Source organism: Kitasatospora sp. NPDC023385, from assembly GCF_055664045.1.
This window is the reverse complement of record NZ_JBVOOL010000007.1, coordinates 68,354-81,348: the sequence shown is the minus strand read 5'-3', so window position 1 is coordinate 81,348 and position 12,995 is coordinate 68,354. Positions and strand designations below refer to the sequence as shown.

At 74.9% G+C, this 12,995-nt stretch carries 8 protein-coding genes; 7 read left to right on the top strand and 1 reads right to left on the bottom strand.

Annotated elements, in window-relative coordinates; genetic code table 11:
- Positions 1-86: 86 nt before the first annotated feature.
- Both AC0B61_RS13625 and AC0B61_RS13620 read left to right on the top strand, forming a co-directional pair.
- Positions 87-998, top strand: coding sequence for an ABC transporter ATP-binding protein (locus AC0B61_RS13625; protein ID WP_471740830.1), 912 nt, complete (start codon positions 87-89; stop codon positions 996-998).
- On the top strand, positions 995-1,867 hold the full coding sequence (locus AC0B61_RS13620; protein ID WP_471740829.1) for an ABC transporter permease: 873 nt from the start codon (positions 995-997) through the stop codon (positions 1,865-1,867). The genes AC0B61_RS13625 and AC0B61_RS13620 overlap by 4 nt, the downstream gene beginning before the upstream one ends.
- A gap of 52 nt (positions 1,868-1,919) precedes the next feature.
- Here AC0B61_RS13620 and AC0B61_RS13615 read toward each other — a convergent pair whose 3' ends face one another.
- Positions 1,920-2,687, bottom strand: coding sequence for a tyrosine-protein phosphatase (locus AC0B61_RS13615; RefSeq protein ID WP_471740828.1), 768 nt, complete (start codon positions 2,685-2,687; stop codon positions 1,920-1,922).
- A 191-nt stretch (positions 2,688-2,878) separates the two neighbouring features.
- On the opposite strand from AC0B61_RS13615, the gene AC0B61_RS13610 reads away from it, so the two are divergent.
- From AC0B61_RS13610 to AC0B61_RS13590, 5 genes are all read left to right on the top strand, one after another.
- Positions 2,879-3,706, top strand: a complete 828-nt coding sequence (locus AC0B61_RS13610; protein WP_471740827.1) for a GntR family transcriptional regulator — start codon at positions 2,879-2,881, stop codon at positions 3,704-3,706.
- Between the two features lie 118 nt (positions 3,707-3,824).
- A complete protein-coding gene (locus AC0B61_RS13605) occupies positions 3,825-4,949 on the top strand; it encodes a PucR family transcriptional regulator (protein WP_471740826.1) in 1,125 nt (374 codons plus the stop codon).
- A gap of 205 nt (positions 4,950-5,154) precedes the next feature.
- Positions 5,155-5,910 (top strand): hypothetical protein, encoded by a 756-nt coding sequence (locus AC0B61_RS13600; RefSeq protein ID WP_471740825.1) that lies wholly within the window; start codon positions 5,155-5,157, stop codon positions 5,908-5,910.
- Positions 5,911-5,991: 81 nt separating this feature from the next.
- Entirely contained in the window at positions 5,992-8,016 is a 2,025-nt protein-coding gene (locus tag AC0B61_RS13595) for a flotillin family protein (RefSeq protein ID WP_471740824.1), read from the top strand.
- Positions 8,017-8,093: 77 nt separating this feature from the next.
- Positions 8,094-12,944, top strand: a complete 4,851-nt coding sequence (locus tag AC0B61_RS13590) for a DNA repair ATPase (RefSeq protein WP_471740823.1) — start codon at positions 8,094-8,096, stop codon at positions 12,942-12,944.
- Positions 12,945-12,995 lie beyond the last annotated feature (51 nt).

Here is a 12,995-nt window from a genome sequence, read left to right as displayed (position 1 = left end):
GTAAGCCCCGGGGCCAGTGCCGCGCCGCCCGGTTGTGGCCCGCGGCCCGATGCCCGACGGGGCCCGGGACCGGCAGCGTTGTCCCCGTGATCGAGATCGAGCGACTGACCAAGCGGTACGGCGCCACCACGGCCGTCGACCAGTTGACCTTCACCGTCCGGCCCGGAGCCGTCACCGGCTTCCTCGGCCCCAACGGCGCCGGGAAGTCCACCACGCTGCGGATGATCCTGGGCCTCAACACCCCGACCGGGGGCACCGTCACCGTCGACGGGGCGCCCTTCGCCCACCGGCCGCGCGGCCTGCGGCACGTCGGCGCCCTGCTCGACGCGGGCGACGTCCACGGCGGGCGCAGCGCCCGGGCCCACCTGTCGGCGCTGGCCCGCAGCAACCGCATCCCGCTGGGGCGGGTGGACGAGGTGCTGGCGGAGGTCGGGCTCGGCAAGGCCGCCGGGCGCCGCATCGGCGGCTACTCGCTGGGCATGAAGCAGCGCCTGGGCATCGCGGGCGCGCTGCTCGGCGACCCGCCGGTGCTGCTCTTCGACGAGCCGCTGAACGGCCTGGACCCGGAGGGCGTGCTGTGGGTGCGCGGGCTGTTCCGCCGCCTCGCCGACGAGGGCCGGACGGTGTTCGTCTCCAGCCACATGATGGCCGAGATGGAGCACACCGCGGACCGGCTGGTGGTGATCGGGCGCGGACGGCTGATCGCCGACGAGAGCCTCGCCGAGTTCTCGGCCCGCAACGCGGTGTCGTCGGTGGCCGTACGGACCCCGGAACTCGCCTCGCTGGCCGGGGTGTTGCGGGCCGAAGGCGCCGACGTGCAGCAGGTGGAGCCGCAGCTGGGGATCGTCACCGGGCTGACCGTCGAACGGATCGGCGAACTCGCCCTGCGGCACGGCGTGGTGCTGCACGAGCTCGCCGCCCGGACGTCCTCCCTGGAGTCCGCGTTCATGTCCCTGACCGCTGACAGCGTCGAGTACCTGGCTGGAGAGGCCCGATGAGCACCGTGACCGTTCACCGCGCGGACCGCCCCGCGGCAGCCGCCCGCCCCGCCGACCCGGCGCCCCGCTTCACCGACCTGCTCGCCGCCGAGTGGATCAAACTGCGCTCGCTGCGGTCGACGTACTGGGTGCTGGTGCTCGCCTCGCTGGTGGCGATCGCGGTCAACCTGAACGCCGTCCACACCGACCTGACGTACATCGACCACCCGCCCGCGCCGATGCCCGGCCTGCCGCCGTACCGGTACGACCCGCTGTTCCACGGCCTCGGCAGCATCGCCGCCGACCTGATGGCGATCGCGGCCGGCAGTCTCGGCGCGATCACCGTGTTCGGCGAGTACACCACCGGCATGATCCGCACCACCTTCGCCGCCGTGCCGGACCGGCGCGGCGTGATCGCGGCCAAGGTGCTGCTGATCGGCGGGATCACCGCGCTCGCCGGGATCGCGGTGTCGGCGGCGTCCTTCTTCGCCACCAACGCGATGCTGGCCTCCCGGCACGTCGGGCTCTCCATCACCGACGAGGGCTGCCTGCGGGCCGTCCTCGGCTACGCGGCGATCGTGCCCGCCTGCGCGCTGATCGGCATGGCGCTCGGCGCGCTGCTGCGGCACGCCACCGCCTCGATCGTGTCCCTGGTGATGCTGATGTTCATCATGCCGATGATGTTCGGCGGGGACCGCTACCGGTGGCTGAAGGAGATCGGTACCCATCTCCCGCTGGCCACCGTCCAGCGGCTCACCCTCAACCCCCACTCCGCGAGCACGATGGGGAAGTACGCGCCGAGCGTGCTGGACTCCTGGATCACGATGGGGGTGTGGGCGGGCGCCGCGGTCGCCGTGACGGCGGTCGTGGTGCGGCGGCGGGACGTCTGAGGGCCCGCGCGGCCGACGGCCACCGGATGGCGGCCGTCGGCCGTCGGCCGGGTCAGGCCGCGGCCGCCGCCCCCGCCTTCGCGCGGAAGGCGCCCAGGGTGGCCGCCGGGATGCCGCAGGCGGGGAGGAACGCGGCGGCGCCGCCGTGGTGGGTGCGGACGCGGTCGAGGAAGACGGACATCGCCTCGGCCGGGGCCTCCAGGAGCGGGGCGGGGATGGTGAGGTGGCGGCCCTGGCCGTCGCTGACGCGGGCGGCGGTGGTGGGGTCGTTGAGGGCGGTGCGGTGGCGCTCCGACAGGCCCGCGAAGATCTGCGGGAGGGCGTCGGTGGTGCGGGCGTAGTCGGCGACGATGCGGTCCGCGGGGACGTCGAGCAGGTCCAGGAGGAGAGCGGTCAGCAGGCCGGTGCGGTCCTTGCCCGCCGCGCAGTGCAACAGGACGGCGCCCGGGCGGACGGTGGCCTCGACGGCGGCGGCGAGCGCCTCGGGGGCGGACTCGGCGAGCAGGACGTAGAAGTCGCCGAGGTCGGCGGCCGTGGTCATGGTGCTCATCCGCGCGGTGAGGGCGTCGGTGGCCGGGTTCACGGGGGCGGCGACGACGGCTATCCCGGCGGCCTCGGCGGCGGCCCAGTCGGCGGGGTGGGTCTCGCGCGGGTCGCGCAGGTCCACGATGGTGCGGATGTCGCAGGCGCGCAGCTGGGCGACGGTGGCCTCGTCGGCGGCCGGGAAGGGCTGGGCGGAGCGGTACAGCACGCCGGAGCGGACCCGCAGGCCTTCGGGGTCGCCGAGGACGGCGGGGTCGCGGAAGTTGACCAGGGACATGCGGGAGGCCTTTCGGTGGAGCCGCGCGGGAGCGAGCACATCTAGACGTCTAGATGTCTAATGCCTCCCGGGGTCGCCGGGCAAGCCGCCGCCGGCCGGCGCTCCCTCCATCCCACTCCCGTCGGTCCGCGGCGGCGAGCGGGAAGGGGACGGCGACGGAAGCGGAAGGCGGGCTTCGTAGGATCGAGCCCGTGGCGACCAACCCCGCGAACACGCCGAACACCGCGAACACCCCGGGCACCCCGAACCCGCCGAGCACCCCGCTGTACCGCCGGCTGGCCCGTCGGCTCCAGGAGCGCATCGACACCGGCGCGTACCCGGCCGGCGCCCGGCTGCCGAGCGAACCGGAGCTGAGCACCGAGTTCGGCGTGAACCGGCTGACCGTACGGCAGGCGGTGGCGGAGCTGGAACGGGCGGCCGTGGTGGAGATCCGCCGGGGCGTCGGCACCTTCGTCCGCCCGCCCGCCGTCCGGGTGTCCATCGCCGTGGACCCGCGCAGTCAGCGCTTCGACCTGGGCAGCGTGCACGCCGCACTGCCCGACGGCGGTCTGGAGGGCGGCCTGGCGGGCGAGCCGGGGGACGGCGAGTTCGTGGTGGCCGCGCCGCCCGTGACCGGCTCGGCGCAGGACGTGGAGGCGGCCCACCGGCTGGGCCGCACGCCGCAGGAGCTGTCCCGGGTGGACTCGGTGATCCGCCTGGGCGGGCGGGCCCGGGCGGTCAGCAGCTACTGGGTGCCGTTCGGCCCGCTGCCCGCCGACCTGGTGCGGCCGGGCCGCCCCGGGAACCTGGTGCTGGACCTGGCGCGGGCCGCCGGGGTGCAGCTGGAGTACGACTGGCGGGCTTTCGGGGCGGTCGGCGCGGACCTCGCGGACGCCGAGCTGCTGGGCGTCCCGCCTGGCACCGCCCTGCTGGTCCGCGAGGGAGTGAGCTGCACCCCGGACGGCACGGCGGCCCTGTACGTGCGGCGGCGGATCGACGGCAGCAGCGCGCGTTTCGTGCTGAACTTCCGCGAACGGTAGGCCCCCGGGCTCCCGCGAGCTGCGGTACCGAGGCGCCCCCGTCGCACTCTCGGGGCGTATCGATCCTGCTAGTCTTCAGCGCCGAATCGGCAGGTCGTACGGGGGATGGCAGGACACGGTGACCGAGGGAAGCGAGGGGACCGACTACGACATACCCGCCGAGCTGGCCGAGGCCTACCTCGTCCTGCTCGCCGAGGTCTCGCGCACCGGCAGGCTGCTGCGGCGCGACGAGCTGGAGGGTCTGCGCAAGCTCGGCGAGCACTGCGCGGAGGCCGGGTTCGGGCTGCGCGAGGTGGTGTCGCACTGCTTGGCGGCGGCCCGGCGGGCCTGGCAGACGCTGCCCGGGACGACCGCCGCGACCAGCGTCGGCGAGCTGCGCCGGACGGGCGACGCGGTACTGGCCGCCGCCGATGCCGCGCTGGCCGCGCTGGGCGAGGGCCACGAGCGGGCGCAGCGCCTGGCGGTCCGTCAGGAGGAGGCAGCCAGGCGGGAGTTCATCGACGACCTGCTGTTCGGCCGCAGTGACCTCGGGCTGCTCGCCGAGCGCGCGGAGCGGTTCGGGCTGCGGCTGGCGGGCGCGTACACGGTGGCGGTCGCGGTGGGTGACGAGCCGTTCGCGGACGTCCATCCGCTGGTGCACCGGCTGGAGCGGGAGCTGGCCGGGCGCTTCGGCGAGCGGGACGTGCTGCTGGCGAGCAAGGACGGCCGGCTGGTCTGCATCGCCCCGGACTCCGAGCGGGCCGTCCTGGAGGCGTTCGCCGATCTGACGCTGCGCCCGGGCCCCGGCTACCGCCCGGTGCTACGGGTGGCCACCGGCCGCCGGCATTCGGGGCCGAGCGGGGTGCCGCGCAGTTACGAGGAGGCGTTGGACGCGCTGGACTACGCGCGGCGCCTGGGCCTGCCGGCGCGACAGCTGAAGGCCGAGGAGCTGCTGGTCTTCCCGGTGCTGATGCGCGACCGGGCGGCCATGGCGGACCTGGTGCGCAGCGTGCTCGGCCCGCTGACCGAGGCCCGCGGCGGCGCCCGCCCGCTGCTGGACACCATCGCGGTGCAGGCGGAGGCCGCGTACGTGAACGCGGAGGCGGCGCGCCGGCTGGGGTTGAGCGTGCGCACGCTGGGCTACCGGCTGGAGCGGATCAAGGCGCTCACGGGGTACGACCCGTCGGACGCGCTGCAGCGCTTCACCCTGGAGACGGCGGCGATGGGCGCCCGGCTGCTGGGCTGGCCGGAGCAGCCCCTGTAACCCGTCACCTCGAACCTGCGCGCGGCCGCTGCGACAGCCCGGCGACCGTCCTGTTGCCGGGCTGTCGCAGTGTCACGCGGGCCGCGTGTACCAGGGTGTCAAAAGGCCGTAAAGATTGCCGGATCCTGGCAATGTGCGACGGGCTCCCCCGCTGCCATGATCTCCCCGGCGCCGAATCGCGGGGCCGGGGGAAAGGCGGGGGAGCGTGGCCGGGACAGGGGGGTTCTTCACGGCCGCGCTGGCCTTTCCGACGGCGCTGTTCAGCTTCGCGCTGGTGGTGGTCGTCGGGTACTGGCTGCTGATGCTGCTCGGCGGACTGGGGCTCGACGCCGTGCACGGGGGACACGGCGTCGGGCACCACGGGGGTGCCGGTCACGTCGGGCACGGTGCCGGGGGGCACGTCGGGCACAGTGCCGGGGGGCACGGTGCCGGCGGGCATGGCACCAACGGGGGGAGCGCGGAGCACGGGGGGACCGGCTCCCGCCCGGGGGCCGGCCACCACGGGGGCGTGCTGGACGCGCTGGGGCTGGGCGGGGTGCCCGTGACGGTGGCGGTGTCGCTGCTGGTCGCGCTCGCCTGGTTCGTCAGCCTGGCCGGCACCGCGCTCACCTCGGGGGCACCGGCGCGCGGCGGCGTGCTCGCCGTCGCGCTGGTGGCCTCCTGGGCGGGCACCCGGCTGCTCGTCAGGCCGCTGTCCCGGCTGTTCCCGGAGGACCGGCCGGCGACCCGGGCGGATTTCGTCGGCCGGGTCTGCGTGATCCGCACCGGCCGGGTGACGGCCGACTTCGGGCAGGCCGAGGTGACCGCCGAGGACGGCTCCACCGCGACCGTCCAGGTCCGTACGCCCACCCCCGAGCCGGGGCTGACCGCCGGGCGGACCGCCCTGATCTTCGACTACGACGCGGAGGGCGAGCACTTCCTGGTGGCGCCGTTCGACCCGTCGCCGCCAGGCCTCACCTGACGGGCCCTACCTGACGGACCGTCACTTCACTCCATCCACTTTCCACTCCGCACCAACTCGCCATCGTCAAAGGACTCCGTGATGGACACCATCGCCGTGGGTTTCGGCGTGCTCGTCGCCGTCGTGCTGCTCATCGTGCTCGCCATGCTGCTGTTCGTGGGCCGCCTGTTCCAGAAGGTCGAGCAGGGCAAGGCACTGATCGTCTCCCGGACGAAGAAGGTGGACGTCACCTTCACCGGCGCGATCGTCCTGCCGGTCCTGCACAAGGCCGAGCTGATGGACATCACCGCCAAGACGGTGGAGATCCACCGGGCCGGCCGGGACGGCCTGATCTGCCGGGACAACATCCGCGCGGACATCCGGATCTCCTTCTTCGTCCGGGTGAACAAGACCGTCGAGGACGTCATCAAGGTGGCGCAGTCGATCGGCACCGCCCGGGCCAGCGACTCGCAGGCGATCCAGGACTTCTTCGCCGCGAAGTTCGCCGAGGCGTTGAAGACCGTCGGCAAGCAGCTGGACTTCACCGACCTGTACACGCACCGGCACGAGTTCCGGGACCAGATCATCGCGGTCATCGGCACCGACCTCAACGGCTACACCCTCGAGGACGCGGCCATCGACCACCTGGAACAGACGCCGATGAGCCAGCTGGACTCCGACAACATCCTGGACGCGCAGGGCATCCGCAAGATCACCGAGCTGACCGCGATCGAGCACGTGCGCACCAACGAGTACCAGCGCACCGAGGAGAAGGAGATCACCCGGCAGAACGTGGACGCCCGGGAGACCGTCCTGGAGCTCGAACGCCGCCAGGCCGACGCCGAGATCCGCCAGCGCCGCGAGATCGAGACCCTGCGGGCCAAGGAGGACGCGGTGATCGCCCGGGTGCAGGAGGAGGAGCGGCTCACCGCGCAGACGGCCTTCCTGCGGACCGAGGAACTGCTCGGGGTGCAGCGGGAGAACCAGGCCCGCGAGGTCGCGGTGGCGCAGAAGAACCGCGAGCGGGTGATCGCCGTGGAGAGCGAGCGGATCGAGAAGGACCGCCTGCTGGAGGTGGTCGGCCGCGAGCGGGAGACCGAGCTCGCCACCATCGCCAAGGTGAAGGAGGTCGAGTCCGCCAAGCGGGAGGTCGCCGACGTGGTCCGCGAGCGGGTCGCGGTGGACCGCACCGTCGCCGAGCAGGAGGAGGCCGTCAAGACGCTGCGGGCGGTCGAGGAGGCCGAGCGCGTCCGCAAGGCCGTCATCATCCAGGCCGAGGCGGAGGCCCAGGAGAAGCTCGTCAAGGACATCAAGGCCGCCGAGGCCGCCGAGCAGGCCGCCTCGCACAAGGCCCGCGAGGCGCTGGTGCTGGCCGAGGCCCGGCAGCAGGCCGCCGAGCTGGACGCGACCGCCAAGATCCGGCTGGCGCAGGGCATCCGGGCGGAGGCCGCCGCCGAGGGCCTGGCCCGGGCCGAGGTGCGGGAGCAGGAGGCCGCGGCGGTGGAGAAGGTGGGCCTCGCCGAGGCCGTCGTCCAGGCCGAGAAGGCCAAGGCCTCCGCGCTGGAGGTCGGTGCCCGGCTGAAGGCCGAGGCGGAGGGTCTGACCGAGAAGGCCGCGGCGATGGCCAAGCTGGACGAGGCCTCGCGCGGGCACGAGGAGTACCGGCTGCGGCTGGCCGCCGAGAAGGACGTCCGGCTGGCCGGGCTGGACACCCAGCGGCAGATCGCCGAGGCGCAGGCGGCGCTGGTCGCGGCCGGGCTGGAGAAGGCGAAGATCGACATCGTCGGCGGGGACTCGGTGTTCTTCGACCGGCTGGTGCAGTCGGTGACGGCCGGCAGGAGCATCGACGCCTTCGTCGGCCACTCGCAGACCGCGCAGGCCCTGGCCGGCCCGTGGCTGGACGGACGGTCCAGCTTCACCGACGACCTCACCCGGGTGCTGTCCTCGGTCTCCACGGCGGACGTGCAGAACCTGACGGTGTCCGCGCTGCTGATGAGGCTGATCGGCTCGGGGACGGGCGAACAGGCCGGGCAGCTGAGCCGGCTGCTGGAGTCGGCACAGAAGCTGGGCGTCGCCGAGACGCCGATCGGGGCGCTGGCCGGCGCCTCCGTCAACGGTTCCAAGTAGTCACCCACCGAGGCAGTCACCCGCCGAGGTGGTCACCCACCGAGGTAGTCACCCACCGAACACCCGAGGAACTGACCGTGGACGCCCTCGACGCCCGACTCGACACCGGAACCTACGAGGTCCTGCGCGGCCGGCTCGCCCGGTCCGCCGCCGAACTTGCCGACCGCGCACAGGCGTTGAACGCCCGCCGGATCGAGGAGTTCGGCGGCGGGGAGCTGCGGCTCACCGGCACCGGGCGGCTCACCACCGCCCGGGCCTGCCTCCCGCAGGACCTCACCGCCGCCGGCGGACTGCTGCTGCTCGGCACCCGTCCCGCCGAAGTCCCGGGCGCCGCCGCGGACTTCACCGGGCCCGCAGACCCCACCGACGCCACGGACACCACCAACCCCACCGGCTTCACCGACGTCCTCGGCGTCCACCACCCCGACCTCTCCCCCGCTCCCGCCGAGGGCACCCTGCTGGACGACCCCCGGCTGCGCCAGGACCTCGCCGACCTGCGGCGCTACTTCCGCGACGCCCGTCTGGAACGGCTGCGCCCCACGGCGGGCCGGCTGCTCGCCGTCTTCCGCACCGGCCCGGCCGCCGCCGACGTCCGGGTACTGCGCTGGCGCCTGGACGACGGCGCCGACGACGCCCGGCCCGCCTACCTCGACGGGCGCGGCGAACGCGACCACACCCCCGCCGACGGCCAGCAGCTCACCTGGACGGCACTGACCCGCGACGACCAGCTGCCCGCCGGCCCCGGTCGCCCGCCCCGCGCCGCCCTGGCCGGCGAACTGCACCTCGGCGTCGACGGCGGCCGGCTGACCCTGGCCGCCCCCGACGGCCGGGAACTGCACCGCGAACCACTCGCCGAGGCCCTGCAGACCCTCGCCGACGCGCAGATCGCCCACGCCCGGCTGGGCACCCTGCTGCTGGTGCGCGTACGCCCCTACCAGGAGGACACCGTCCGGCACCTGGTGGTGCACCTGCCCACCGGCACGGTCACCCGGATCGACGCGCTCGGCCAGGCCTGCCTGCGCCTGCCCGCCGACCAGGGCGTGGCCTTCCCCGGCGGCTGCCACCTCGCGGACGGCACCGTGCGCACCTTCGACCAGCCCGTCGACGGCCTGGCGTACGAGCGCACCGTCCTCTCGCCCAACGGCGAGGACGTGCTGTACGAGTTCCGCTCCCCCGCCGACGGCCGCGCCCTGCTGCAGCCGTACAACAGCGTCCGCCAGGAAGCCGCCGCCCCGCTGCCCTGCCAGGGCTACGCGCTGCTCGCCGACGGCACCCTGATCGCCCTGCGCCCCGCCGAGGACGGCCCCACCCGGCTGCACCCCGTCCAGCTGTGGCAGACCCCGTTCACCAGCGAGCGCTTCGCCGCCGAACAGCCGCCCGGCACCGGCCCGTTGGCCCGCATCGGCAACGCCGACCTGGTCCGCGGACTGGCCGACTGCCTCGCCCTCGCCCGTCTGGCCGCGGCCGGCGCCGACACCCCGGCCGGCCACCAGGCCGTCCTCGCCGCCTGCACCCGCACCGCCGACCGCCACCACTGGCTCGGCCACCACGGCCTCGGCGACCTCGCCGCGCCGCTCGCCGAGATCCGCGACACCGCCCGCCAGGTCATCGCCGAGTACGACGCGATCGCCCAGCTCACCGCACACGCCGCCGCCCGGACCGACGAGACCGCCGAACACGTCGAAGGCCTGCTGCGCACCGCCCGCGGCGAAACCCTCGCCGACGCCGCCGTATGGGTCGACCGGCTCGCCGCACTGCGCCGCGCCCAGGGCCGGGTCGAAGCCCTGCGCGACTTGCCGCGCGCCGACGCCCAGCGGATCGACGCCCTCGCCGCCCACCTCGCCGACGGCCTGGCCGAGGCCGCCGACCGGGCCGTCGGCCAACTCGCCGAACCCGACGCCTTCCAGCCGCACCGGCGCCGCGCCGCCGAACTCGCCGAGACCTGCGCCGCCATCGCCACCGCCGCCGAGGCCGGACCGCTCGGCGGCGAACTCACCGCCCAGAGCGAGGCCCTGCAGACCGTCTCCGAACTCGTCGGCACCCTCGACCTGGCCGACGCCACCACCCGCACCGCCATCCTGGACCGGCTCGCCGATGTCCTCGGACTCCTCAACCGGGCCCGCACCGCGCTCACCGTCCGCCGCCGGGAGCTGCGCACCCGCGAGGCCGCCGCCGAGTTCGCCGCCGAAACGGCCCTCCTCGGCCAGGCCACCACCGCCGCGCTCGCCGCCGCCGACACCCCCGAAGCCTGCGACGACCAGCTCGGCCGGCTCCTCCTGCGCATCGAACAACTGGAAACCCGCTTCGCCGACGCCGACCCGGCCCTCGGCGAACAGCTCACCGACCGGCGCACCGAGATCCACGACGCGCTCACCGCCCGTCGCCAGCACCTCCTGGAGGAACGGGCCCGCCGCGCCGACCGGCTCGCCGCCTCCGCCGACCGCATCCTCGACACCCTGCACCGCCGGCTGGCCGCCCTCGACACCGCCGCCGAGATCGACGCCGCCCTGGCCGCCGACCCGACCGCCGTCAAACTCCGCGATCTGGCAGGCCAGTTGACCGCGCTCGGCGATCAGGTCCGGGCCGCGGAACTGACCGGACGGCTGCGCGCCGCCCGCGGCCGCGCCCACCGCGCCCTGCGCGACCGCGCCGAACTCGCCGGGGACGGCCCCGGCACCCTGCGGCTCGGCCGGCACCTGTTCGGCGTCACCACCCAGCGGCCCGAACTCGCCCTCGTCCCCTGGCACGGGCGCCCCGCCTTCACCCTCACCGGCACCGGCTACCGCTCCCCCGTCACCGACCCGGCCTTCGCCGCCACCGAACGCTACTGGGACCGCCCGCTGCCGTCGGAGACCCCGCAGCTCTACCGCGCCGAATACCTCGCCGCGAGCCTGCTCCTGGCGGCCGAGCCGGGCACGCTCACCGCGGACGCGGACCTGCTGGACCACGTCCGCCGGGCGGCCGAGCAACGGCCGGACGAGGGCTACCAGCGCGGCGTGCACGACCACGACGCGGCACTGCTGCTCCGCGCACTGCTCGAACTCGCCGCCGACGCCGGCCTGTTGCGCCACCCGGCGAGGGCCCGGGCGGCCGCGCAGCTGTACTGGGCGCACGGCGCCGACGAGCGCCAGCGGCTGCTCTGGCACACCCGGGCCCGCTCCCTCGGACTCGCCCGGGAGGCCTTCGGCGGCGCCGCGCCGCTGGCCGCACTGGACGGGCTCGCCCGCGAACTCTCCTCGGCCGTCGCCGGATTCGTCGCCGGGTCCGCCGCCGGGTCCGTCGCCGAAGCCGCCCCCGGGCTCGCCCTCGGTGCTGACCCCGGCGCCGACCCCGCCGGCCCCTACCTGGTCGCCGAACTCGCCGCCGCAACACCCGAGTTCGCCTACTCGGCGGGCGCCGCCGCACTGCTCGACAAGTTCCGCGCCGCCCCCGAGTCGGCCGGCCTCACCGAGGCCCTGGCCGCCCTGCCCGACGAGCCCGGGCTGCTGCCCGCGCGACGCCAGCTCGCCGAGGCCTGGCTGGCGGCGGGCGCCACCGACGCCGACCCGGCCGACCTCGCCGAGGCCGCCGCCGTCCTGCTCTGCCCGACGCTGCCGCGCCGGCCCGCCGAGGGCGCCGTCGGCACCCGCATCACCGGGCTGCTCGGCGACCACCCGCGACTCACCGGCGGCGCACTCGACCTGCGACTGGACGAACTGCTCGCCCGGGTCAGTGAGTTCGAGACCGTCGAGGTGCCCGGCTACCGGGCCTACCAGCGGCTGCGCGGCGAACTGCTGGCCGCCGAACACGCCCGGCTGCGGCTCGACCAGTACCGGCCCGCCCCGCTCAACGGCTTCGTCCGCAACCGGCTCATCGACCAGGTGTACCTGCCGCTGATCGGCGACAACCTCGCCAAGCAGCTCGGCACGGCCGACTCCGGCGGCCCGGTCGACCGCAGCGGCCTGCTGCTGCTGGTCTCCCCGCCCGGCTACGGCAAGACCACCCTCGTCGAATACCTCGCCGAGCGGCTCGGCCTGCTGCTGGTCACCGTCAGCGGCCCGGCGCTCGGCCACCGGGTCACCTCGCTGGACCCGGCCGAAGCACCCGACGCCACCTCCCGCCGCGAGGTCGAGAAGCTCAACTTCGCGCTGCACGCGGGCGACAACGTGCTGCTCTACGTGGACGACGTCCAGCACACCTCGCCCGAGTTCCTGCAGCGCTTCATCCCGCTGTGCGACGCGCAGCGCCGGATCGACGGCGTCTGGGACGGCGAGGCCCGCGCATGGGACCTGCGCGGCAAGCGCTTCGCCGTCGTCATGGCCGCCAACCCGTACACCGAGTCCGGCCGGCTGTTCCGGCTGCCCGACATGCTCGCCAACCGGGCCGACGTGTGGAACCTCGGCGACGCCGTCGCCGGACGGGAGGACCTCTTCGCGCTCAGCTTCGTCGAGAACGCCCTGCCCGCCAACACCCACCTGGCCCCGCTCGCCACCGCCGAACGCGCCGACCTGGACACCCTGCTCGCCCGCGCGGCCGGCACCCCGGGCGGCACCCTGGCCGGCGCCTGGCCGGCCGCCGAGGTCGAGCGGATGACCGCCGTCCTGGCCGGGCTGCTGCACCTGCGCGGCACCGTCCTGGCCGTCAACCGCGCCTACCTCGACTCCGCCGCCCAGGACGACCGCGCCCGCACCGAACCCCCGTTCCTGCTCCAGGGCTCCTACCGCAACATGGCCAAGCTCGCCCAGCGCCTCGACCCCGCCCTCACCCGCCCCGAACTCGACGCCCTCCTCAGCGACCACTACCGCGCCGAAGCCCAACCGCTGGGCGCCGACGCGGAGGCGCAGCTCCTGAAGCTCGCGGAACTACGCGGCACCCTGACGGAGACGCAGACGGCCCGCTGGGAGCAGCTGAAGCGCGCGTGGCGGGGCCAGGCCGCTTCCCATGGTTGATCTTGTGGTGGGTCGAGGGGAGACCACACGCCCCACCCCGGTCGACGGCGA

What these genes read in the sequence shown, in the direction of transcription:
- AC0B61_RS13620 (WP_471740829.1), top strand. Translation starts at nt 995, where the DNA reads ATGAGCACCGTGACCGTTCACCGCGCGGACCGCCCCGCGGCAGCCGCC.
- AC0B61_RS13595 (WP_471740824.1), top strand. Translation starts at nt 5,992, where the DNA reads ATGGACACCATCGCCGTGGGTTTCGGCGTGCTCGTCGCCGTCGTGCTG.
- AC0B61_RS13615 (WP_471740828.1), bottom strand. Translation starts at nt 2,687, where the DNA reads ATGTCCCTGGTCAACTTCCGCGACCCCGCCGTCCTCGGCGACCCCGAA.